This window comes from Burkholderia pseudomultivorans (assembly GCF_001718415.1).
GTDB lineage: Bacteria > Pseudomonadota > Gammaproteobacteria > Burkholderiales > Burkholderiaceae > Burkholderia > Burkholderia pseudomultivorans_A.
The window spans coordinates 3,193,509-3,216,296 of sequence record NZ_CP013378.1 but is presented as its reverse complement, the minus strand read 5'-3'; the positions used below and the strand labels follow the sequence as shown (position 1 = coordinate 3,216,296).

At 68.1% G+C, this 22,788-nt stretch carries 22 protein-coding genes; 13 read left to right on the top strand and 9 right to left on the bottom strand.

The window, feature by feature from the left end; all coding sequences use genetic code 11:
* Nucleotides 1-2: 2 nt before the first annotated feature.
* Together WS57_RS27130 and WS57_RS27125 are read right to left on the bottom strand one after the other, a co-directional pair.
* Nucleotides 3-3,140 (bottom strand): efflux RND transporter permease subunit, encoded by a 3,138-nt coding sequence (locus WS57_RS27130; RefSeq protein WP_069245103.1) that lies wholly within the window; start codon nucleotides 3,138-3,140, stop codon nucleotides 3-5.
* Nucleotides 3,137-4,246 (bottom strand): efflux RND transporter periplasmic adaptor subunit, encoded by a 1,110-nt coding sequence (locus tag WS57_RS27125; protein ID WP_059518480.1) that lies wholly within the window; start codon nucleotides 4,244-4,246, stop codon nucleotides 3,137-3,139. The genes WS57_RS27130 and WS57_RS27125 overlap by 4 nt, the downstream gene beginning before the upstream one ends.
* A 192-nt stretch (nucleotides 4,247-4,438) precedes the next feature.
* Here WS57_RS27125 and WS57_RS27120 point away from each other — a divergent pair, with 192 nt between their 5' ends.
* Nucleotides 4,439-5,059, top strand: a complete 621-nt coding sequence (locus tag WS57_RS27120; RefSeq protein ID WP_009693821.1) for a TetR/AcrR family transcriptional regulator — start codon at nucleotides 4,439-4,441, stop codon at nucleotides 5,057-5,059.
* A gap of 37 nt (nucleotides 5,060-5,096) precedes the next feature.
* On the opposite strand, the gene WS57_RS27115 is transcribed toward WS57_RS27120, so the two are convergent.
* Both WS57_RS27115 and WS57_RS27110 read right to left on the bottom strand, forming a co-directional pair.
* Nucleotides 5,097-6,830: a ClcB-like voltage-gated chloride channel protein gene (locus WS57_RS27115; RefSeq protein ID WP_040127453.1), complete on the bottom strand. Its 1,734-nt coding sequence runs from the start codon at nucleotides 6,828-6,830 to the stop codon at nucleotides 5,097-5,099.
* Between the two features lie 103 nt (nucleotides 6,831-6,933).
* The gene (locus WS57_RS27110) at nucleotides 6,934-8,001 is read right to left on the bottom strand and encodes a YeiH family protein (protein ID WP_069245102.1); all 1,068 of its coding nucleotides are present in this window, start codon (nucleotides 7,999-8,001) and stop codon (nucleotides 6,934-6,936) included.
* 111 nt (nucleotides 8,002-8,112) lie between these two features.
* Between WS57_RS27110 and WS57_RS27105 the strand changes: the two genes are divergently transcribed.
* The 8 genes from WS57_RS27105 to WS57_RS27070 all read left to right on the top strand — a co-directional run bounded on the left by WS57_RS27105 (nucleotide 8,113) and on the right by WS57_RS27070 (nucleotide 15,991).
* Nucleotides 8,113-9,006 carry a LysR family transcriptional regulator gene (locus WS57_RS27105; protein ID WP_069245101.1) on the top strand — a complete coding sequence of 298 codons (894 nt, stop codon included), beginning with the start codon at nucleotides 8,113-8,115 and terminating at the stop codon, nucleotides 9,004-9,006.
* 172 nt (nucleotides 9,007-9,178) lie between these two features.
* The gene (locus tag WS57_RS27100) at nucleotides 9,179-9,943 is read left to right on the top strand and encodes a xylose isomerase domain-containing protein (RefSeq protein WP_009693829.1); all 765 of its coding nucleotides are present in this window, start codon (nucleotides 9,179-9,181) and stop codon (nucleotides 9,941-9,943) included.
* Nucleotides 9,944-9,970: 27 nt separating this feature from the next.
* Nucleotides 9,971-10,963: a sugar kinase gene (locus tag WS57_RS27095; RefSeq protein WP_009693830.1), complete on the top strand. Its 993-nt coding sequence runs from the start codon at nucleotides 9,971-9,973 to the stop codon at nucleotides 10,961-10,963.
* Nucleotides 10,964-11,100: 137 nt separating this feature from the next.
* Complete coding sequence (locus WS57_RS27090; RefSeq protein WP_009693831.1) at nucleotides 11,101-12,381, top strand: MFS transporter; 1,281 nt, start codon at nucleotides 11,101-11,103, stop codon at nucleotides 12,379-12,381.
* A 4-nt stretch (nucleotides 12,382-12,385) separates the two neighbouring features.
* Entirely contained in the window at nucleotides 12,386-13,351 is a 966-nt protein-coding gene (locus WS57_RS27085) for an NAD(P)-dependent oxidoreductase (RefSeq protein WP_059518511.1), read from the top strand.
* A 361-nt stretch (nucleotides 13,352-13,712) separates the two neighbouring features.
* Complete coding sequence (locus WS57_RS27080; protein ID WP_059518476.1) at nucleotides 13,713-14,756, top strand: LacI family DNA-binding transcriptional regulator; 1,044 nt, start codon at nucleotides 13,713-13,715, stop codon at nucleotides 14,754-14,756.
* A gap of 54 nt (nucleotides 14,757-14,810) precedes the next feature.
* Nucleotides 14,811-15,599, top strand: a complete 789-nt coding sequence (locus tag WS57_RS27075; RefSeq protein ID WP_040127447.1) for a YhfC family glutamic-type intramembrane protease — start codon at nucleotides 14,811-14,813, stop codon at nucleotides 15,597-15,599.
* Nucleotides 15,600-15,628: 29 nt separating this feature from the next.
* The gene (locus WS57_RS27070; protein WP_069245494.1) at nucleotides 15,629-15,991 is read left to right on the top strand and encodes a DUF3022 domain-containing protein; all 363 of its coding nucleotides are present in this window, start codon (nucleotides 15,629-15,631) and stop codon (nucleotides 15,989-15,991) included.
* Nucleotides 15,992-16,024: 33 nt separating this feature from the next.
* Here WS57_RS27070 and WS57_RS27065 read toward each other — a convergent pair whose 3' ends face one another.
* Both WS57_RS27065 and WS57_RS27060 read right to left on the bottom strand, forming a co-directional pair.
* Nucleotides 16,025-16,456: a PGDYG domain-containing protein gene (locus tag WS57_RS27065; protein WP_009689594.1), complete on the bottom strand. Its 432-nt coding sequence runs from the start codon at nucleotides 16,454-16,456 to the stop codon at nucleotides 16,025-16,027.
* 136 nt (nucleotides 16,457-16,592) lie between these two features.
* Nucleotides 16,593-17,132, bottom strand: coding sequence for a Spy/CpxP family protein refolding chaperone (locus WS57_RS27060; RefSeq protein ID WP_040127445.1), 540 nt, complete (start codon nucleotides 17,130-17,132; stop codon nucleotides 16,593-16,595).
* 374 nt (nucleotides 17,133-17,506) lie between these two features.
* On the opposite strand from WS57_RS27060, the gene WS57_RS27055 reads away from it, so the two are divergent.
* Nucleotides 17,507-17,971, top strand: coding sequence for an Lrp/AsnC family transcriptional regulator (locus tag WS57_RS27055; RefSeq protein WP_059478760.1), 465 nt, complete (start codon nucleotides 17,507-17,509; stop codon nucleotides 17,969-17,971).
* A 303-nt stretch (nucleotides 17,972-18,274) separates the two neighbouring features.
* Complete coding sequence (locus WS57_RS27050) at nucleotides 18,275-19,375, top strand: saccharopine dehydrogenase family protein (RefSeq protein WP_009689597.1); 1,101 nt, start codon at nucleotides 18,275-18,277, stop codon at nucleotides 19,373-19,375.
* Between the two features lie 105 nt (nucleotides 19,376-19,480).
* Here the strand turns inward: WS57_RS27050 and WS57_RS27045 are convergent, their stop codons facing one another.
* Both WS57_RS27045 and cydX read right to left on the bottom strand, forming a co-directional pair.
* On the bottom strand, nucleotides 19,481-20,098 hold the full coding sequence (locus WS57_RS27045; protein ID WP_069245100.1) for an AAA family ATPase: 618 nt from the start codon (nucleotides 20,096-20,098) through the stop codon (nucleotides 19,481-19,483).
* Complete coding sequence (gene cydX, locus WS57_RS27040; protein WP_009689599.1) at nucleotides 20,095-20,241, bottom strand: cytochrome bd-I oxidase subunit CydX; 147 nt, start codon at nucleotides 20,239-20,241, stop codon at nucleotides 20,095-20,097. Before cydX ends, WS57_RS27045 begins: the two co-directional genes overlap by 4 nt.
* Nucleotides 20,242-20,441: 200 nt before the next feature.
* On the opposite strand from cydX, the gene corA reads away from it, so the two are divergent.
* Entirely contained in the window at nucleotides 20,442-21,419 is a 978-nt protein-coding gene (gene corA / locus WS57_RS27035; RefSeq protein ID WP_009689600.1) for a magnesium/cobalt transporter CorA, read from the top strand.
* A 17-nt stretch (nucleotides 21,420-21,436) separates the two neighbouring features.
* Here the strand turns inward: corA and WS57_RS27030 are convergent, their stop codons facing one another.
* On the bottom strand, nucleotides 21,437-21,724 hold the full coding sequence (locus tag WS57_RS27030; protein ID WP_009689601.1) for a YciI-like protein: 288 nt from the start codon (nucleotides 21,722-21,724) through the stop codon (nucleotides 21,437-21,439).
* Between the two features lie 425 nt (nucleotides 21,725-22,149).
* On the opposite strand from WS57_RS27030, the gene WS57_RS27025 reads away from it, so the two are divergent.
* Nucleotides 22,150-22,632 (top strand): aminoacyl-tRNA deacylase, encoded by a 483-nt coding sequence (locus WS57_RS27025; protein WP_040127444.1) that lies wholly within the window; start codon nucleotides 22,150-22,152, stop codon nucleotides 22,630-22,632.
* Nucleotides 22,633-22,788 lie beyond the last annotated feature (156 nt).

The window sequence follows — 22,788 nt, the reverse complement described above, 5'->3', positions numbered from 1 at the left end:
GGTCAGGCTCCCGACGACGCGGCCGGCGGCGTGCCGCCGTCGTGCGGATCGCGCTCGTCGCTCTTCACGCGGAACCACGCCGCGTACAGCGCGGGCAGGTAGAACAGCGTCAGCACGGTCGCGCTCGTGATGCCGCCCATCAGCGCGGTCGCCATCGGCCCGAAGAAGTTCGAGCGCAGCAGCGGGATCAGCGCGAGCACGGCGGCCGCGGCCGTCAGCGTGATCGGGCGGAAGCGCCGCACGGTGGCGCCGACGATCGCGTCGAAGCGTCCGTGGCCGACCGCGATGTCCTGCTCGATCTGGTCGACCAGAATCACCGAGTTGCGCATGATGATCCCGAACATCGCGATCACGCCGAGCATCGCGACGAAGCCGAACGGCTGGCCGAACAGCAGCAGCGTCGCGACCACGCCGATCAGTCCGAGCGGCGCGGTCAGCACGACCATCAGCACGCGCGAGAAGCTTTGCAGCTGGATCATCAGCAGCGTGAACACGGCGATCGCCATCAGCGGCATCTGCGCGTTGATCGAGGTCTGCGCCTTCGCGCTTTCCTCGACCGAGCCGCCGATCTCGACCCGGTAGCCGACCGGCAGCTGCGCGCGCAGTGCGTTCAGCTTGCCGTCGATCGCATGCGTGACGTCGATGCCCTGCGCGCCGGCGCGCACGTCGGACTGCACGGTGATGGTCGGCTGGCGGTCGCGCTCCCACACGACGCCGTATTCGAGCGTCGGCGTGAAGCGGCCGAGCGAGCCGAGCGGCACCGCGCCGTTCGGCGTCGGCAGCGCGAGGCCGGCGAGCTTCGCGGGATCGACGCGATCGGCCTGCGGCGCGCGCAAGTCGACCGCGATCAGCTTGTCGCGCTCGCGATACTGCGTGACGGTCGTGCCGGACAGCGTCATCGCGAGGAAGCTCGACACGTCCTGCGACGTGACGTTCAGCTCGCGCGCCTTCTTCTGGTCGAGCTCGAAGCGCACCGAGCGCTCGGCCGGCTCGTCCCAGTCGAACTGCACGTTGACCGCGCGCGCGTCGCCGCGCATCGTCGCCGCGACCTTCTCGGCGATCGAGCGGACCGTCGCGATATCGTCGCCGCTCACGCGGAACTGCACGGGATAGCCGACCGGCGGGCCGTTCTCGAGTCGCGACAGCCGCCAGCGCACGGCCGGGAACCGGTCGCGCAGCGTGGTTTCGAGCCAGCTCGCGAGCTTCTCGCGATCCTCGACCGATTTCGCGGTGATCACGAACTGCGCGAAGTTGGGCAACTGCAGCTGCTGGTCGAGCGGCAGGTAGAAGCGCGGCGCGCCGCTGCCGACGAAGTTCACCGAATGATCGATCTCGGGCCGCTTGTCGAGCACCTTTTCGAGGCGTTCGGTCTCGCGCAGCGTTGCCGCGAACGACGCGCCTTCGGGCAGCCGCAGGTCGACCAGCAGCTCCGGGCGGTCGGAGCTCGGAAAGAACTGCTGCGGCACGAGCGAGAAGCCCAGCAGCGACACGACGAACAGGGCGCCCGTGATCAGCAGCACCACGAAGCGCCGCTCGATGCACCAGCGGATCCAGCCGCGCAGCCGCGTATAGAAGCGCGTGTCGTAGATGTCGTGCTCGTGATCGTCCGGCAGGTGCGCTTCGTGCGCGTGCTTCTTGCGCTCGGGCAGCAGGTGATAGCCGAGCAGCGGGATCAGCACGACCGCCGCGAACCACGATGCGATCAGCGCGATCGCCGAGACTTCGAAGATCGAGCGCGTGTATTCGCCGGTGCTCGACTTCGCGAGCGCGATCGGCAGGAAGCCCGACACGGTGACGAGCGTGCCGGTCAGCATCGGGAACGCGGTGCTCGTGTACGCGAACGCGGCGGCGCGCGCGCGGTTGTAGCCCTGTTCGAGCTTCACGGCCATCATCTCGACCGCGATGATCGCGTCGTCGACCAGCAGCCCGAGCGCGAGCACCAGTGTGCCGAGCGACACCTTGTGCAACCCGATGTCGAACAGGTACATGAACAGCGCGGTCACCGCGAGCACGACCGGGATCGAGATCACGACCACCATCCCGGTGCGCAGGCCGAGCGACACGAGGCTCACGATCAGCACGATCGCGACCGCTTCGGCGACGGCTTCGAGGAAGTCGTCGACCGAGTGCGACACCGCGTGCGGCATGCTCGACACTTCGGTGAGCTTGAGCCCGGCCGGCAGCCGCGCCTGCAGATCCTTCGACTCCGCATCGAGCGCCTTGCCGAGCCGGATCACGTCGCCGCCCGGCTGCATCGTCACGCCGATGCCGAGCACGGCCTTGCCGTTCGCACGCATCTGCGTGACGGGCGGGTCGTCGTAGCCGCGCTTCACGGTCGCCAGATCGCCGAGCCGGAAGGTGCGGCCGTTGATGCGGATCAGCGTGTCGGCGATCGCGGCGACGTTGTCGAACTGGCCGCTCGGGCGCACGAACACGCGATCGTCGGCGGTCGTCAGCGTGCCGGCCGACGCGACGTCGTTCTGCGCGTTGATCGCCTGTCCGAGCTGCTGCGGCGAGATGCCGAGGCGCGTGAGCTGGGCGTTGTTCACCTCGATGAAGATGCGCTGGTCGGGGTCGCCGAAATAGTCGACCTTCGCGACGCCCGGTACGCGCAGCAGCACGGTGCGCAACTGGTCCGCGTAGTCGTGCAGCTGCGCGGGCGAGAAGCCGTCGCCTTCGAGCGTCCAGATGTTGGTGTAGACGTCGCCGAACTCGTCGTTGAAGAACGGGCCCTGTACGCCCGGCGGCAGCGTGTAGCCGATGTCGCCGACCTTCTTGCGGATCTGGTACCAGGTTTCGGGCACGTCCTTCACGGGCGCCGAATCCTTCATCGTGAAGAAGATCAGCGATTCGCCGGGGCGCGAATAGCTGCGCAGGAAGTCGATGGCGGGCGTTTCCTGCAGCTTGCGGCCGATCCGGTCGGTGACCTGTTCCTGGACCTGCCGCGCGGTCGCGCCGGGCCAGAAGGTGCGGATCACCATCACGCGGAACGTGAACGGCGGGTCTTCGGACTGCGCGAGTCGCGTGTACGCGAGGATGCCCGCGAGCGTCGCCAGTGCGATCAGGTAGACGACCAGCGCCTGATGGCGCAGCGCCCACGCGGACAGGTTGAAGCGGCCTTCTTCGTGAGACGGACTCATGAAGCGAAGTCCTCCGGATGCAGCGGCGCGACCGGATGCACCTTCTCGCCGGCGCTGACCGTATGCACGCCTTGCAGCACCACGCGCTCGCCCGGCTGCAGCCCGTGCGACACGGTGACCGTGCGTTCGTTGAAGCGCGCGACATCGACGCGGCGCAGCTCCAGCGTGTCGTCCTTCGCGCGCACGACCCACACGGCCGGATGCGGGCCGTCGTGGAACAGCGCGGTCGCGGGCAGCGTGATCGGCTGCGCGTCGCCGTCGGCCGGTGCGCCGTCGAACGCGACGTTCGCGGTCATGCCGAGGCGGATCGCCGGATCGGGCGCGGCGAGCGTGAGCTTCACGCGGTAGGTGCGGCTTTGCGGATCGGCGGCCGGCGCGATTTCGCGCACCTTCGCGGCGAACGGGCGGCCCGGCAGCGACGGCAGCGTGACGGTGGCCGTGCGGCCGGGGGCGAGCGATGCGAGCGCGCCTTCGGGCACGTCGCTGACCACGTCGACGTCGCCGGCCCACGCGAGCTGATAGACGGCCTGGCCGGCCGACACGTTCTGGCCGGTATCGGCCTGCTCGGCCGTGATGGTGCCGGCGTGATCGGCGACGAGCGTCGCGTAGCGGAGCTGGTTCTTCGCGAGCGCGAGCTGCTGCTGCGCCTGCTCGCGCTGCGCGAGCGCCGACGTGTAGCTGTTCTCGGTCTGTTCGAGCTGCGCGGTCGCGATCAGGTTTTCGCGGGCCTGCGCGCGGTCGCGGTCGAGCTGCTGCTTCGCGAACGCAAGGCTGTGCGTCGCCGCGTCCAGTTGCGCCTGCGCGCTCGCGGCGTTCTTCTCGACATCGGACGGATCGAGCAGCGCGACGACCTGGCCGGCCTTGACCGTATCGCCGAGCCGCACCTTGCGCTCGACGATCTTGCCGGCGATGCGGAACGACAGCGGCGTCGCATAGCGCGGCTGGATTTCGCCGGGAAGCGTGCGCACGGCCGCGGCGCCGTCGGCGTGCGCGGGCAGCGCGACGACCGGGCGCGGCGCAGGCGGCGCGGCTTCCTTCGGGTGACAGGCGGTGAGGACGAGCGCGGCGCCGATCAGCAGCGCGGCGCGGGAACCGGAGCGATTCACGAAACCCCCAGGTGAGAGAGAAGAGCGGAGCGAGGCCGGCAGGTGCGGTACGCACTTGCCCCGAGCGGCGCCGGCACGGGCGCGCACGGACAGCCGGACAACATGATTCGGAAACTGTGGCGAATTCTAATACACACCTGTATCCGAATGCAAAGATGAATCCGAAAGGGAAAGGGTGCTAGACTGCGCGCCATGAAACCACAGCGCTTGACCCGCGAGCAGAGCAGAGACCAGACGCGCGAACGTCTGCTCAGTGCCGCGCATCGGATTTTTATGAAGAAAGGCTATGTCGCCGCGAGTGTCGAGGACATCGCGGCGGCGGCCGGCTATACGCGCGGCGCGTTCTATTCGAATTTCCGCAGCAAGTCCGAACTGCTGCTGGAACTGCTCGAGCGCGACCATGCATCGGTGCAGGCCGATTTCCAGGCGATCTTCGACGAAGGCGGCCCGCGCGAGCAGATGGAGTCGATGGCGCTCGCCTATTACCGGACGCTGTTTCGCGACGACGAATATTCGTTGCTGTGGGTCGAGGCGAAGCTGCAGGCCGCGCGCGACGCGAAGTTCCGCGTGCGCTTCAACCAGTTCCTGCACGCCAAGCGCGTGCAGATGGCCGAGTTCATCCGGCGTTTCGCCGAGCGCGCGGGCACGCCGCTGCTGCTGCCGGCCGAGACGCTCGCGTTCGGGCTGATGTGTCTGTGCGACGGCGTGCAGTCGTATTACACGGCCGATCCGCAGCACGTGTCGGCGGAGGCGGCCGAAGCGGTGCTCGCGGGCTTCTTCGCGCGGGTCGTGCTCGGGCGTTCGCCGGACTGACCCGGATCGACGAGACGGCTCGCCGGCGCGATGCCGGTCAGCGCTCGCCGGTCATCCGCCGGTACGCGTCGAGCAGCGACGTCTTGTAGACGACGCCGGCGAGCGTCGGCTCCGCCTCGCTCTCGATCACGGGCAGCCGTTCGCCCTGGAACGCCATGAAGCGTTCCAGGGCGGTCGCGAGCGGCATGTCCGGCGTGAGCAGCGGAAACGGCGTGTGCGCGTAGTGCGCGGCCGTCTTGTCGGTCGTGTCGCGCTTGTCGAGCAGGTCGGACGTGATGTCCTTCAGCGCCACCGCGCCTCGGAAGCGCCCCGCGTCGTCGGTCACGTACAGGTACTTCACCGGATATTCGAGAAACACGCGCGTCATGTCGGCGACGCTCGCGGTGAGCGGCACGACCGTCTGCGCCGGCTGGATCAGCTCGCGCATCTGCGTGGTGCGTAGCCGCAGCCGTTCCGCCGCGTCCTGGTGATGGCGCAGCGTGATCTCGTACATCGAGGTCGTGCCGGTCGCACGCGCGACGAAATACGCGAACACGCACGACACCAGCAGCGGCAGCACGACCTGGTAGCTCAGCGTCATCTCGAAGATCATCAGGATCGCCATCAGCGGCGCCTGGGTCGCGCCGGCCATGAACGCACCCATCCCGACGATCGCATAGGCGAAGTACGCGGACGTGTGTCCCGGCCACAGCGCATTCATCGCGAGCCCGAACAGCGAGCCGAACACCGCGCCGACGAACAGCGTCGGCGTGAACACGCCGCCGATCGCGCCCGAGCCGGCGGTCGCGGCGGTCGCGATGACCTTGAACGCCAGCACCGCGACGAGCGCCTGCCAGGTCCACGGCGAATGCAGGATATGGTTCACGACGCTGTAGCCGTTGCCCCACACGTCCGGAATCCACACCGAGATCACGCCGACCACCAGGCCGCCGAGCGCGAGCCGCACCGGCAGCGGCACGGGCAGCCGCCGGAACTGGTTCTTCGACGCGTCGAGCAGGTGCAGGAACTGCGGCGCGAGCACGCCGCACAGCGCGCCGAGCACGACGAACAGCAGCACTTCGGGGCCGGTGACGGCCGGGAACACCGGCATTTCGTACGGCGGCCGGTAGCCGGCGAATTCGCGCATCACGATGTTCGCGACGACCGACGCAACGACCATCGGCCCGAAGCTCTCCATCGCGATGGTGCCGAGCACGATCTCGGAGACGAAGAACGCGCCGGCGATCGGCGCGTTGTACGCGGACGTGATGCCGGCCGCGGCCCCGCACGCGACGAGCAGGCGCAGCCGCGGCGGGTCGAAGTGCGCGAAGCGGCCGACCAGCGACGACGCGAGCGCGGCAAGTTGCACCATCGGGCCTTCGCGGCCGATCGAGCCGCCGCTGCCGATCGTCAGCAGCGACGACACGCTGCGCCACAGGCTCTGGCGCACCGGCACGATGCCGTTGCCGAGCGCGACGGCTTCCATGTAGTCGGTCTTGCCGGACGGCTTGTCGCCGCGCGTCGCGAGCAGCAGCACGCAGCCGGCGAGGAAGCCGCCGGCGGCCGGCAGCCAGAAGCGCACGTACCACGGCAGGCTTTTCGCCATCTGCACGAAGCTGCCGCTGTGTCCGGAGATCAGGTGCTGCATCAGGTCGATGCCTTCGCGAAACGCCATGGTCGCGAAAGCGCCGCCGACGCCGACGATCGCCGACCAGATCAGCATCGTATGGGCGTCCGACAGGCGGAGCAGCGTTCGGGCGCGGGTGCGCAGCTTCAGCAGGAACGAGAGCACGGCTGCAAAGGGGCGATGGAAAACGACGCGAAGCATAGCACTGCGCCGCGCCCGCGGGAGATCCCCGTCGGGCGCGGCGCTCGGGGCGGCGCGGACGTGCGGCTCAGCCAAGCCAGTGCTGCACGGCCCAGGTGATCGCGTAGCCGCCGGCGATCAGCCATACGTACAGGATCAGCCCGGTCATCAGCGCGCGCGGGCCGGCGGCGCGGATCTGCGCGACGCGCGTCTCGATGCCGAGCGCGGTCATCGCCATCGTCAGCGCGAAGGTGTCGAGCACGTTCAGCGTGTGCGTGACATCGGCCGGCAACACGTTCAGCGAGTTGACGATCACGAAGGCCAGGAAGCCGAGCGCAAACCAGGGCACCGCGACCTTGCGCTTGCCTTGTGCGCCGCCGGCCGCCATTTGCGCCGAGCGGGCGAGCCACCAGCCGAGCACGAGCAGCACGGGCACGAGCAGCATCACGCGCGTCATCTTGACGATCGTCGCGATATGCGCGACCTGCGGGCTGATGTCGCTCGCCGCGCCGACCACCTGCGCGACCTCGTGGATCGTGCCGCCGAAGAACAGCCCGAGGCCGGCCGGATCGAGGTTCAGCAGCCCGGCGTGATACGCGATCGGGTACAGGAACATCGACAGCGTGCCGAACAGCACGACGCTGCCGACCGCCATCGCACTCTGGTGCGGCTTCGACTGCAGCGTCGACTCGAAGGCGAGCACGGCGGCCGCGCCGCAGATCGCGCTGCCGGCCGCGGTCAGCAGCGCGGCGTCGCGGTCGAGCTTCATCAGCTTCATGCCGGCCCAGGTACCGATCGCGAGCGTGCTGACGACCACCAGCACCGAGACGGTCAGGCCCGGCAGGCCGACTTGCGCGATCTCCTGCAGGCTCACGCGCAGCCCGAAGAACGCGACCGCGATGCGCAGCAGCTTGCGCGCGGAGAAATTGACGCCGGCCGCCCAGTTCGCCGGCATGCCGTCGCGCAGCGCGTTGCCGTACAGCGCGCCCGCGACGATCCCGACGATCAGCGGCGACAGGCCGAGCCCCGCGATCGCGGGCAGCTGCGACAGGCTCGTGACGGCCGCCGCGAACAGCGCGACGAACAGCACGCCGTTCAACTGGCCGCGCATCGACGGCGCGGCGTGGCTGAGATGGGGAGTCGGAGCAGTGGACATGAAGGCACCGTGAGGAGCGTGTTGCGATGCTGTAATCCTAATTTCGTTATATCGATATGAAAAATTGTGATTTGTGACGTAAACTATCCGGAAAGCCGATAATTTATCCACATGACCCCGGATCAACTGATAACGTTCGCCGCCGTCGCCGAGCACCTGAACATCAGCCATGCCGCCGTCGCGCTGCACCTGTCGCAGCCGGCCGTGTCCGGCCAGCTGCGGCTGCTGCAGGACGAATTCGGCGAGCCGTTGTACCAGCGCGACGGCCGCGGCATTCGGCTGACGCCGGTCGGCGAGCAGCTCGCGCAGTATGCGAAGGCGCAGCGCGACACGTTCGCGCAGGCGCGCGCGTTTCGCGACGCGGTGCGCGGCCTCGAGGCCGGCACGCTGCGGATCGGCGCGAGCACGACGCCGGCGAGCTACCTGCTGCCGTACCTGATCGCCGCGTTCCAGCCGCGCGCGCCGCGCGTGGCGATCCAGACGATGAGCGGCAACACGGCCGACGTGGTCGCCGCGCTGCCGTCGCTTGACATCGCGATGATCGAAGGGCCGCCCGGCGAAGCGCTGCCGCCCGGCACGGCCGTGCATGCGTGGCGCGAGGACGAGATCGTCGCGATCGTGCCGGCCGCGCATCCGCTTGCGGCGCCCGAGCATGCTTCGGGCGTCACGCTCGCGGCGCTCGCTGCGCACCCGCTGGTGTTGCGCGAGGAGGGCTCGGCCGTGCGGCAGCTCGTCGAGCGCGCGTTCGCGCAGCAGACGGCGCCGATGCGCGTCGCGTTCGAGATCGCCGGCGTCGAGGCCGTGAAGGAGGCCGTGCGCGCCGGCATGGGCGTCGGGTTCGTGTCCGCGATGTCGCTGCGCCACGAGGATGCGGCGCTCGTGTCGCGCTCGCTCGCGCCCGCGCCGCTCACGCGTCATTTCTCGATCCTCGTGCCGCACGGCGGCGCGCCGTCGCGGGTCGCCGCGCAGTTCCTCGAAATGAGCCTCGCGCAGGACGCCGCGTAGGGCGCCGCCGTGCGCTCCGGGCACGCGCGATGCGGCGCATCGACCGCGCATCGGTGGCCGGCGCCATGCCAGCGGCTCCTAGGGATTTCCTCTATGGCGTGTGCCTGACACGAAGCGCACCATCCGTCTCAAGCAAATGGAACCGGTTCCATTCCGGGAATAAAAGGGCAACATGGCAGACATCGTGATCGTGGCGAGCGCATTCGGGATGGACCGCGTGCGCCAGGCGAGCCACAGCGCATTCGTCGCGGACGTCGCGGCAGCCGGCGCGGCCGGCTTCGAGATCCGGCGCGAGCTGTTCGCCTCGGACGACGAGGCGGCGCCCGCTGCGCTGGCCGCACTCGGCGCGCAACTGGCCGAACGCGGGCTGTGGTCGGTCTATTCGACGCCGGCCTCGCTGTATACGGAGTCGGGCGCGCTCGACTCGGACGCGCTGCGCGATACGCTTGTCGAAGCCGACGCGCTCGGCGCGCGCTTCGTGAAATTCCAGCTCGGCGGGTTCGCCGGCGACGCGCATGCGGCCGACCTCGTCGCGCTGTCGCGCGGCGCGCGTGCCCGCGTGGTGGTCGAGAACGGCCAGTTGCCGGTCGGCGGCGCATTCGCGCAGTTCCGCGGCCTGTTCGACGCGCTGGCTGCGTCCGGCACGCCCGATGCGCTCGGCATGACGTTCGACATCGGCAACTGGCAGTGGCCGGGCGAAGCGCCGCTCGACTGCGCACAGGCGCTCGCGCCGCATGTGGAATACATTCATTGCAAGGCCGTCGAAGGCGAGGGCGCGCGCCGCTTCGCGGTGGCGCCGGCGCCGCACGATCCGCTCGTGACCGGCGTGCTCGCGGCGCTGCCGCGGCAGGTGCCGCGCGGCATCGAGTTCCCGTTCGATGCGGCGGACCTGGCGGGCGATGCGCGCCGGCGCGTCGCATGGCTCGCGAGCGCGTGACGCAGGACAGATACGGAGGATTCAACGATGCAAGCAGCACTCGATGTCGTCACCTACGGCGAAGCGATGGCGATGTTCGTCGCGACGGAGCCCGGCCATCTGGCGCACGCCGCGCAGTTCACGAAGCGGATCGCCGGCGCCGACCTGAACGTCGCGATCGGCCTGTCCCGGCTCGGTTTCAAGGTCGGCTGGATGAGCCGCGTCGGTCGCGACTCGTTCGGCGGCTACGTGCTCGACACGCTCGCGCGTGAAGGCATCGACGCGTCGTGCGTGACGGTCGATCCGCGCTACCCGACCGGTTTCCAGCTGAAGTCGCGCAACGACGACGGCAGCGACCCGACCGTCGAATATTTCCGCAAGGGCTCGGCCGCGAGCCACCTGTCGTGCGACGACTATGTGGCCGACTACGTGCTCGGCGCGCGCCATCTGCACCTGACCGGCGTCGCGCCGGCGATCTCGGCGACGTCCTGCGAACTCGCGTTCAAGCTGGCGCGCGAGATGCGCGCGGCCGGCAAGTCGATCTCGTTCGACCCGAACCTGCGTCCGACGCTGTGGCCGTCGGCCGAGGTCATGGCGAACACGCTGAACGCGCTGGCGGCGCTCGCCGACTGGGTGCTGCCCGGCCTCGCCGAAGGGCGGCAGCTGACCGGCTGCGAGTCCCCGGCCGACATCGCGGGCTTCTACCTTGCGCAGGGCGCGCGCGGCGTCGTGATCAAGCTCGGCGCCGAAGGTGCGTACTATCGGACGGCCGACGGCCGCGAAGGCACGGTGGCGGGCGAACGCGTCGACAATGTCGTCGACACGGTCGGCGCCGGCGACGGTTTCGCGGTCGGCGTGGTGAGCGCGCTGCTGGAAGGCCGCGCGATCGAGCAGGCCGTGACGCGCGGCAACCGGATCGGCGCGCTCGCAATCCAGGTGATCGGCGATTCGGAAGGGCTGCCGACCCGTGCGGCGCTCGACCGGCTCGAAAGCGCCGGCCAGCGCGCCGAGCGCATCGAGGAAACCGCCGCCGCGCACTGAGCGGCCGGCATGGCAGGGCCCGCGGTTCCGGTTTTCGGTTTCGGGCGCGGGCAACAGGCGATACGGAACGCATGAAGCAATCACACCCGGTCGACGCAGCTGAAGCATGCGCTCCGATCGACAAAGGAGACATTCTGATGGCAAGCAATCTCGCACCCCGCCGCTGGTGGACGATCATGCCGATCGTCTTCATCACCTACAGCCTCGCCTATCTCGACCGCGCGAACTACGGGTTCGCGTCGGCGGCCGGCATCAACCAGGATCTCGGGATCGGCAAGGGCCTGTCGTCGCTGATCGGCGCGCTGTTCTTCCTCGGCTACTTCTTCTTCCAGATTCCCGGCGCGATCTATGCGGAGCGCCGCAGCGTGAAGAAGCTCGTGTTCGTCAGCCTCGTGCTGTGGGGCGGCTGCGCGGCGCTCACGGGCATCGTCAGCAACATCCCGTCGCTGATGGCGATCCGCTTCGTGCTCGGCGTGGTCGAGGCGGCCGTGATGCCGGCGATGCTGATCTACATCAGCAACTGGTTCACGAAGAGCGAGCGTTCGCGCGCCAACACGTTCCTGATCCTCGGCAATCCCGTCACCGTGCTGTGGATGTCGGTCGTGTCCGGCTATCTGGTGCACGAATTCGGCTGGCGCGAGATGTTCATCGCCGAAGGCGTGCCGGCGGTGATCTGGGCCGTGTGCTGGTGGTTCCTCGTGCAGGACAAGCCCGCGCAGTCGCCGTGGCTCACCGCGCAGGAAAAGCGCGACCTGGAGACCACGCTCGCGGCCGAGCAGGCGGCGATCAAGCCGGTGCGCAACTACGGCGAGGCGTTCCGCTCGCCGGCCGTGATCAAGCTGTGCGCGCAGTATTTCTGCTGGAGCATTGGCGTGTACGGCTTCGTGCTGTGGCTGCCGTCGATCGTCAAGAACGGGTCCGAACTCGGGATGGTCGCGACCGGCTGGCTGTCCGCGCTGCCGTATCTCGCGGCGACGATCGCGATGGTCGCCGCGTCGTGGGCGTCGGACAAGGTCGGCTCGCGCCGCGGTTTCGTATGGCCGTTCCTGCTGATCGGCGCAGCCGCATTCGCAGCCTCGTTCGCGCTCGGTTCGTCGCATTTCTGGATCTCGTACGCGCTGCTGGTCGTCGCGGGCGCCGCGATGTATGCGCCGTACGGCCCATTCTTCGCGATCGTGCCGGAACTGCTGCCGAAGAACGTCGCGGGCGGCGCGATGGCGCTGATCAACAGCATGGGCGCGCTCGGTTCGTTCGTCGGCTCGTATTTCGTCGGTTACTTGAACGGCGCGACCGGCTCGCCCGTCGCCTCCTATGCCTTCATGAGCGCCGCGCTGGTCGTCGCGGTGATCCTCACGCTGTCCGTCAAACCCCAGGCGCGCGATGCGCATCCGCTCGCCGCGCCGCTGCAAGGAAAATGAAACGATGAAGCCTCGTATCGTCGCGTACAAGCCGCTGCCCGATGACGTTCTCGCCTATCTGCGCGAGCATGCGGACGTCGTGCCGGCCGACGGCGCCGACGCGCTCGCCGATGCGCTCGGCAACGCCGACGGCGCGATCGGCGCGAGCCTGAAGGTCACGCCGCAGATGCTCGACCGCGCGCCGCGGCTGCGAGCGTGGTCGACGATCTCGGTCGGCTACGACAACTTCGACGTCGCGGACCTCACGCGGCGGGGCATCGTGCTCGCGCATACGCCGGACGTGCTGACCGAGTCGACCGCCGATACCGTGTTTTCGCTGATCCTCGCGTCCGCGCGCCGCGTGGTCGAGCTGGCCGAGTGGGTCAAGGCCGGCCACTGGCATCGCAGCATCGGCCCCGACCTGTACGGCACCGACGTGCAGGGCAAGACGCTCGGCATCGTCGGGCTCGGGCGGATCGGCGGCGCGGTCGCGCGCCGCGCGGCGCTCGGTTTCCGGATGCAGGTGCTGTACACGAACCGCTCGGCGCACGCCGAAGCCGAGACGCAGTACGGCGCCCGGCGCGTGACGCTCGACGAGTTGCTCGCGCAGTCGGACTTCGTGTGCCTGCAGGTGCCGCTGTCGCCCGATACGCGTCACCTGATCGGCGCGCCCGAATTCGCGAAGATGAAGCGCGGCGCGATCCTGATCAACGCGTCGCGCGGGCCCGTGGTCGACGAGGCCGCGCTGATCGAAGCGCTGCGTGACGGCACGATCCGCGGCGCGGGGCTCGATGTGTTCGAGAAGGAACCGCTGCCGGCCGATTCGCCGCTGCTGCGGATGAGCAATGTCGTCGCGCTGCCGCATATCGGCTCGGCGACGCACGAGACGCGTCACGCGATGGCGCGCTGCGCGGCCGAAAACCTGGTCGGCGCGCTGGCCGGCACGCTGCGTACGAATCTCGTCAATCCCGACGTGCTCGCACGGCGCTGACGCGCAGCAGGCGGGCGGGCGCCGCGCCGGGGAGGCCGGGGCCGTTAGAGTCGACGGTCTTGGTGCCGAAGGGCAGGCTGCGTTATGATCGCCCGCTCGTCGCAGCAACGTTCCGGCACGGCGGCCGGCGGCGTCCGGCGACCGGGCCCGCATCAGGCCGCAGGGCGGTCGGGCGTCCGGGCACGGGACGGAGCGGGCGCGCAAGCGCCGACAGCCTTGCAGGCGGCCGGAGCCACGCGCTGATACGCCGGCTCCGGTCGAGACCCGATCGACAGAGGAGTCAGCCAGTGGCTTTCGTATCCAACAACAAAGGTCCGTCTGCTCACGAAGCGGCGCGGATCGTACGTCGCGAGGCTCGACAGTGACCGATTCGCAACCTTCCACGCAGCGTCCGGCGACGATCAGCGACGTCGCGCGCGAGGCCGGCACGGGCAAGACCAGCGTTTCGCGCTATCTGAACGGCGAGACCCACGTGCTGTCCGCCGATCTGCGCCAGCGGATCGAGGCGGCGATCGCGCGGCTCAACTACCGGCCCAACCAGATGGCGCGCGGCCTGAAGCGCGGCCGCAACCGGCTGCTCGGCATGCTGGTGGCCGACCTGACCAATCCGTATACCGTCGAGGTGCTGCAGGGCGTCGAGGCCGCGTGCCACGCGCTCGGCTACATGCCGCTGATCTGCCACGCGGCGAACGAAGTCGAGATGGAGCGCCGCTTCCTGCAGCTGCTCACGACCTACCGCGTCGAAGGCTTGATCGTCAACGCGCTCGGCGCCGAAGAGGACGTGCTGCGCCCGCTGCGCGGCGGCGGCATTCCGGCCGTGCTGGTCGACCGCACGGTCGAGGGCTTCGAGGCCGACCTGATCGGGCTCGACAACACCGACGCGATCGAGGCGGCGCTCGCGCACCTGATCGAGCGCGGTTTCGACGCGATCCATTTCGTCGTGCAGCCGTTCGAGCACGTCAGCTCGCGGCGCGTGCGCGAGGCCGCGTTCCGCGCGACGCTGGCCGCGCGCGGGCGGCCGGTGCCGGCGACGATCGTGCTCGACCTGAATGCGCCGGACGCGGCCGACGCGGCGCTCGCCGAAATCGACGCCCGCATCGACGAGGCCGCGAGACGCGGCGTGCGCGCGGCGCTGTTCGCCGCCAACGCGCCGGTCGCGCTGGCGATCGCGCGCCACCTGCGCGCGCGTTTCGGCGCCGCGTGGCAAGCCAGCGCGGCGCTGCTGTCGATCGACGATCCGGAATGGGCCGAGCTGATCGGCATCACGACGATCCGTCAGCCGACCTACGAGATCGGCTACAAGGCCGTCGAATTCGTGCACGAGCGCATCGACGGCGCGGCCGGCGACGTGCGCGTCGCGATGCTGCCGGGCGAGCTGATTGCGCGCGCGTCGACCGCAAGCTGAGTATCATTCGGGGCACGCGGCGCGTCAGGTGCGCCGCCCCGAACAAGGAAATTCATGACTGTCGCTCCCGTCACGCTGGCGGCGCTGATTGCCGCCACGCTGATCATCGCGCTGCTGCCGCTCGTCCTCTTCCGTTATCTGCGCAAGCCGCTTGCGCTCGATCGCCGCGACACGATCGTCGGCGTCGCCGTCTTCACGCTGTTCGCGATGATCGTCGAACGCGCCTTCCACGGGCTCGTGCTGAGCCAGACGCCCGCCGGCGGCTGGCTCACGCAGCCGCTCGCGTTCGTCGCGTACAGCGCGCTCGCGACGGCCGTGTTCGAGGAAGTCGGCCGCTATCTCGGGATGCGGTTCCTGGCGCGCCGCTACGGGCCGTCGGCCGGCGACGGACGCGGAATCGGCTACGGGATCGGCCACGGCGGCGCCGAGGCGTGGTTCGTCGGCGTGCTGGTGTGGGGCCAATGGTCGTACCTCGCCTGGCTCGCGAGCCGCGGCCAGCTCGAGACGCAGTTGTCGGATTTGCCGGCCGACACCGTCGTGCGGCTGCACATGATGCTGGCGACGCTGTCGGTGCCGTCGATCGCCTTGCTGCTGCTCGAGCGCTGCGCGTCCTTCGTGCTGCAACTCGCGCTGTCGGTGCTGGTGTGGCGCGGCGTGCGCGCCGGTCGTGCGGGCGTGCTGCCGCTGGCGATCGTGCTGCATGCGCTCGCGGCCGCGCCGGCGTTGCTTTACCAGGTGCGCGTGCTGCCGGCCGCATGGGTCGAGGCCGTGTATTTCATGCTGGCTGCGCTGCTGATCGTCGCGCTGGTGAAGACGTGCCGGCCGTCGCGCACGGCCGTTTGATGCCGGGCGACCGCGAAGCAGGGGACGAAATGGACGATTATCTGATCGAATGCGACAGCACTGAATTCGACGCGCTCGCGCGCGTGATTTGCGATCTCTTTCCGGAGCAGACGCGCTTTGTCGAGAGCAGCGATGCGCGCGGGCGCTTTCTGTCCGTGCAGTGGCTCGCGATGCGTTTCGGTGCGACGCCGAAACGCATGACGCTCGACGTGCGGATTGCGCCGGCCGCGTTCGCGCGCTATCTGGCGCTGAAGCCGATGCAGCGCGCGCGCAGCCATGCGGTGCTGCATGCGTATGCGGAAGCGATGCTCGGCTCGCTCGAGGAGCGGCATGCGGCCGGCGAGGCCGTCGAGCGCGAAGCGGAACTCGAACTCGACGAAGACTTCGCGTGATGCGCGGCCCCGGCGTGTTGCCGGCGCGGCCGCTCACGCGTCGCGGTAGACCTGCGCGAAGCGCTGCGCCTGCACGACGCCGTAGTCGCCGGGCGCGTACTGCATCACCCAGTCGCCGGCGACGCCGCGCAGCGTGTCGCCGTTTTCCGAGCGGGCGATCGTGAACGGCTCGTCCATCCGGCGCGCCAGCACGACGGCCGGCCGGTTGCGGTAAGCGCCCGGTGCGCCGTGCGCGAGCGCCGGATCGGCGGGCAGGTACTTCGCGTCGAAGCGCGCACGCGACACGACCCAGCGGTCGCCGGTCGAGCCCGTGATCAAGGCGTCGCCCGCGACGTAGCGGTTCGGGCCTTCGAGGCTCATCAGTTCGCCGTCGGCGTCCGCGAAAGCGACCGTGACGGTTTCGTCCTTGACGACGCGACGCGCCTGCGGGTCGGTACGCAGATCGATGTGCTTGAGTTCGAGCATGGCGGGGAAGTGCGGGAAAAGCCGGGAGCTTATCCCGAAATCGGCGCGCCGTGTGACGCGCGCCGTTCGCCGGACAGGAAACGCGGCGCCGGCCGGCCCGGCTGGGCCTCGTGACGCCGCGTGTGGGGGCAGGGGATCAGGGTTGCGCGGGCGCGCTGGCGGCCGGCGCGGCGGCTGCCTTGCCTTCCTTGCCCTTCGCGTGGCCCTTGCCCTTGCCGCGATGCTCGCCGCCGTGGTGCAGCCAGTTGCGGAACGTCGTATCGGCGAGCGCCTTCTGGTCGGCCGGGAAGCTCGCGTACAGCGGCGCGAAGGCGTCAGCCAGCTTCTTCGCGCCGTCGGCGTTGGCCTGCGCGAGTTCCGCGTACTGCTTCATGTCGTCGACCGCGGACACGTCGTGGTTCGCCATCCGTTCGCGATAGAGGCGGCCCATCGTGTCGCCGTTCTCGCGCATCGTGTCGGCGAACGTCTTCCACTGCGGTTCCTGCGCCGACGTGATCTTCAGCTGATCGTGCAGGTACTTGATGCGCTCCTCGATGCGCGCTTCGTGACGCGCGGCACGCTGTTCGGCGCTCGGCGCCGATGCGGCGGCCGTGGTGGCCGGAGCGGACGCCGGGGTCTGCGCGAACGCGCTGGCTGCAACGACGAGCGTAGCGAGGGTGAGCGAGATTTTCTTCATGGTTGGCTCTCCGGGGTGGTGTCGTGCGAGCGGGCGCGGCGGCAACGGCCGCGAGCGCGCATCTCGCGTCGCCCGCTATTAGTAGCACGTTGCGTGGAAGGCGGCAGCGAATGCGACACTTGCTTACATCCGAAACGAATCGAAATTGAAAGGAATGCAGGGCGGCGATGCCGCGCCGGCCGTGCGTCGGCGACGAGTCGGACGGCCGTTGCGTCGCGCCGGCGCTGCGACGACACGACGCAACGCACGCATCTTTTGCGAACCGCGTGACGCCTTTGTGCGGCGGCGTGAAGGCGGTTGGGCGTACCGCCGTTCGGCGCTATCATCGCGTCACGTTCCACTCGCCGGCGCGCCGCTCGCGCCGACCCAGCCTCATGCGTCCACCCCGTCTCGACCAACTCGACGATCTCGACCGGCAACTCGTTGCGCTGCTGCAAGCCGATGCACGCGCAAGCGTCGCCGATCTCGCGCGCCAGCTCGACGTCGCGCGCACGACGGTCGTCGCGCGCATCGCGCGGCTCGAGCGCACCAACGTGATCGCGGGGTACAGCGTGCGACTCGGGCAGGACGTGCTCGACGCGAGCATCTACGCGTATGTCGGCATCATCCTCGCGCCGAAGTTCGGCAAGGACGTGTTGCGCAAGCTCGACCGCGTGCCCGAAGTGCAGCTGCTGTGCGCGGTGAGCGGCGAATACGACTACGTCGCGTGGCTGCGTGCCGATTCGCCGGAACGGCTCAACGATCTGCTCGACCAGATCGGCACGCTCGAAGGCGTCGAACGCACGACGACGTCGATCATCCTGTCGCGCAAGATCGATCGCGGAACCATCGGCGGGTGATGCGGCACGTGCGACGTTGCGGGTGAGGTCGTCGCGCGATTCTTGTTCGGCGTGTTCCGGTTTTTCTCCTTTTCTCGACTCGATTCGCCGGTCGCGGAGCGCGGCCGCACGTCCATTTCACGCATGGACGATGACACGATTTTTATACGATTTCGCCGTTTCGACGAAATGTATCGTCATTACGTCGAAAATATCGGTCGTTTCGCATCATTCTTCGTCTTGGAACTGATTTTGCGCGTCCCTAAACTGTGTTCATGGCTCGACGCCGTACACAACAGCAACCCATTATCAGGAGATAAGCGCATGAAAATCGCCATCGTCGGCGCAGGTCTGATCGGTCACACCATTGCTCACATGCTGCGTGAAACGGGCGACTACGAAGTCGTCGCGTTCGATCGCGACGCGGATGCGCTTGCGAAGCTGTCGCGCGAAGGCATCGCGACGCAGCGTGTCGATTCGGCCGACGCCACCGCGATCCGCGAAGCCGTGAAGGGCTTCGATGCGCTCGTCAACGCGCTGCCTTACTACCTCGCGGTCAACGTCGCCGCCGCCGCGAAGGCTGCCGGCGTGCACTACTTCGACTTGACCGAAGACGTGCGTGCGACCCACGCGATCCGTGAACTGGCCGAAGGCTCCGACCGCGCGTTCATGCCGCAGTGCGGCCTCGCACCGGGCTTCATCGGTCTCGCCGCGCACGAGCTCGTGAACGGCTTCAGCGAAGTGCGCGACGTGAAGATGCGCGTCGGCGCGCTGCCCGAGTATCCGACCAACGCGCTGAAGTACAACCTGACGTGGAGCGTCGACGGCCTGATCAACGAATACTGCCAGCCGTGCGAAGCGATCCGCGATGGCCGCAAGCAGTGGGTGCAGCCGCTCGAAGGCCTCGAGCACTTCTCGCTCGACGGCACCGAATACGAAGCGTTCAATACCTCGGGCGGCCTCGGCACGCTGTGCGAGACGCTGTCGGGCAAGGTCGAGACGCTCGACTACAAGTCGGTGCGTTATCCGGGCCACCGCGATCTCGTGCAGTTCCTGCTCGAGGACCTGCGCCTGTCGAGCGACCGCGACACGCTGAAGTCGATCATGCGCCGTGCGGTGCCGTCGACGAAGCAGGACGTCGTGCTCGTGTTCATCACGGTGACGGGCGTGAAGGACGGTCAGCTGGTGCAGGACGTGTTCACGCGCAAGATCTTCGCGAAGGACGTGTTCGGGATGCCGATGAGCGCGATCCAGATCACGACGGCCGGCGCGATGTGCGCGGTGCTCGACCTGTTCCGCGAGAAGAAGCTGCCGCAGAGCGGTTTCATCCCGCAGGAGAAGGTGTCGCTGAAGGCGTTCCTCGCGAACCGCTTCGGCAAGCTGTACGAAGGCGGCACGATGGAGCGCGTGCACGCAGTCGCCTGACGACGCATTCGGTCTGACGAGGGCCGTGCGACGCCGGAAGCGCAAGCAGCGCTTCCGGCGTTTTTCATGCGCGCGAGGAGGGTGATGGGAAGGGCGTTGCGCCGTTCAGGCCGGCAGCGGCGGGACGATCGTCGCGCGCGGGGCGGGCGGCACGATGCTGTACAGCAGCGCGTCGACGTCCGCATCGGACGGCGCGGTGTTGTCGAACATCACGATGCCGTCGCATTCATGGCCGGTCGGCACGAAGCGGCGTTGCCGGTATTCGTCCCAGTGCGAGAGCTTGTACGCATCGTTCGGGTTGCCGCGCGCGACGATGCGTGCGTGCGCGACGTCTTCCGACGTATGCACCCAGACGACCGTCAGCGTGACGTCGGGGCCGATGCCGAGCCATGCGCGGTCGAGGATGCGCCGGTCGCGCACTTCGCGCGACAGCGGGCCGACGACGATCGCGCTGATGCCGAGCGTGAGGTTTTCACGGGCCGTGTCGAGCAGGCCCTGGTATTCGGGATCGCGCAGATGCTGCAGATAGAGCGGGCTGTCGCGATCGTTCGGATCCGAGGTGAGTGCGCCCATCGCGGCCGAACTGTAGCGGCCGTACAGCGTATCCTTGTCGAGCAGGCAGAAGGCCTCGCCGGTCGCGCGCATCAGCGGCCCGATGAGCCGCTTTGCGAGCGTGGTCTTGCCGGTGCCGGCGTGACCGCAGAAAAACACCAGATGCGTCACGAATAGCGGCTCCCCGGCCCCTGACGTGGCGTGTCGACGCGCTTGCCGTCGCGAGAGAACACTTCGGCTTCGAGCCACATTGCGTTGATGATGCCGAAGCCGAGCGCCACGCCGATGCCGAGTATCCACGCGAAATACCACATAGGTCTGTCTCCTTGGCGGTTGGGCCGCGCGGCCGGGCCGCGGGCCTGCGAAGTGCGCGGTGCGCGTGCTGCGGCGCACGCAGTCCGATCATGACCAATATCGGCGCGGCGCGCAAGCCGGGCCGGCCGTTACCAACGGGAACAGATTGACGCGCGGCAAACCGGTAAACTGGCGCGAAAACGGCAACATCACGGACAACATGCTGATCAACTGTGCTGCATACCAGGACGGCCGCAAGCTGGCCGACATCGATATCGACGCCATCAGCGACTATGTGTCGAAGCCCGAGTGTTTCGTCTGGGTGGCGCTGAAGGACCCGACGCCCGAGGAAATCGAGCTGATGGGCGAGGAGTTCGGACTGCACGAACTCGCGCTCGAGGATGCCCGCAAGGGCCACCAGCGCCCGAAGATCGAGGAGTACGGCGATTCGCTGTTCGCGGTGCTGCATACGGTCGAGCTCGACGAGGACGACGAATTCAAGGTCGGCGAACTGAACATGTTCGTCGGTCCGAACTACGTCCTGTCGATCCGAAACCGCACCGAGCAGGACTTCCGCGAAGTGCGCAAGCGTTGCGAGCGCGAACCGCACCTGCTGCAGGAAGGCTCCGCGTTCGTGTTCTACGCGCTGATGGACCAGGTCGTCGATCGCTATTTCCCGATCCTCGAAACGCTCGGCAACGAACTCGAGGAACTCGAGGATCGCATCTTCGCGAAGGCGACGCCGGCGTCGTCGCGCGCGATCATCGAGGATCTCTATTCACTCAAGCGCCGGCTCGTGATGCTGTACCAGCACACCGCGCCGCTGATCGAGCCGCTCGCGAAGCTTACCGGCGGGCGTATCCCGCAGGTCTGCAGCGGCATGGAGAATTATTTCCGCGACGTGTACGACCATCTGCAGCGGATCGTGAGGACCATCGAAGGGCGGCGTGAAATGGTCGTGACGGCGATCCAGGTCAACCTCGGGATGATCTCGCTCGCCGAGAACGAGGTGACCAAGCGGCTCGGCTCGTTCGCCGCACTGTTCGCGATCCCGACGATGATTGCGGGCATCTACGGGATGAACTTCGCGAACATGCCCGAACTGCATCTGAAATACGGCTTCTACGGCTGCATCGCAGTGATGCTCGTCGCCGATCTCGCGTTGTGGTGGCGCTTCAAACGGGCAGGGTGGCTGTAGCCTGCGCGCGCGTGCCCCTAGTGCGGCGCGTGCTTGCCGACGACCACGCGCCACGGACGCACGCGCCACGATTTCACGAGGCCGTTCTGCACATAAGGATCGGCGCGCGCGAACGATTCGGCTGCTGCCGGCGAGTCGCCTTCGAACACCAGCACGGCCTGGTCGGCCGGATCGGCCAGCGCACCGGCAAGCACGAGTTCGCCGCGCTCGGTCGCGGCTTGCGCGAGCGCGAGGTGCTGCGCGCGGAACGGCTCGCGACGCGCCAGGTAATCGTCGACGAGTTCGTAGATCAACTGGTAATGCATGGTTTCTCCTGGTGTCCGTATGCCGGTGCGGCAGGCCGCGGGATGGCGTCGTGGCGAGCGTCGCGCTCAGTATAGGACACTGCGAACCGGTCGCAATGCGTGGTCGGATCGCACGTTTGCCGGTCTTCTTGCCGAATGCCTGCATTCCCGTAAATGCGACTAACGGTCTATTGCCAATTCGACCGCACATTTATTTTCCCGCTTATGGAAAAGTTGAGTGCGGGCTCTTTTTGTCTACAGGAAAGGCGGGGCGCCAAACGGCTTTTTTGCCGACGATTCACGGGGTTGCGTGGCCTCGCGAGCTGGCCTGAAACGGGATCGGAACCGTGGGACGTCGCCGCGTTTTCCATTGGCCCGAATGCGAGCTATGCTGGACGAATCCGGTGCGAACTTCGTTCGCCCGATTCATCCAGACGAGGTGTGCCATGGTGTCAGCCACCCTGCAGGATTGCCTGCGTCAGAAGTCATCGCGGTACGAAGTCGTGTACCACCCGTATAGCCATACGAGCATGGAGACGGCCGCAGCCGCGCACATTCCCGGCGATCGGCTCGCCAAAACCGTGCTGCTCGAGGACGACGAAGGCTATGTCGCCGCCGTCTTGCCGACGACGCACGCGGTGCGCTTGTCGGACCTCTGGGTGAAGACGGGACGTCATCTCGTGCTCGCCAGGGAAATCGAGCTGCGCGAGTTGTTCAAGGATTGCGACATGGGCGCGTTGCCGCCGGTCTGCATGGCGTACGGGATGAAGACGTTCCTCGAGGAGCGTCTCGCTCAGCAGCCGGAAGTCTATTTCGAGGCCGGCGACCATGAAGCGCTGATCCACATGATGCAGGACGAGTTCCTGGCGCTGATGGAAACGGCCGAGCGCGCGCATTTTTCGCACAAGATGCAAGGCATGTTGTCGTGAGCGTCGGCCAGGCGCGTGTGGGGTCGTGGGTCGTCGGTTGAACGCGGGCCAGCCGGCGACGGTTTGATTTCCGGGCAAAGCGGCTCGGGGTGACTGATTGTGCCGGCGGATGGGGGTTTTGGTGTTGGTGGGCCGTGGATGGATTGGGGGTGGCGG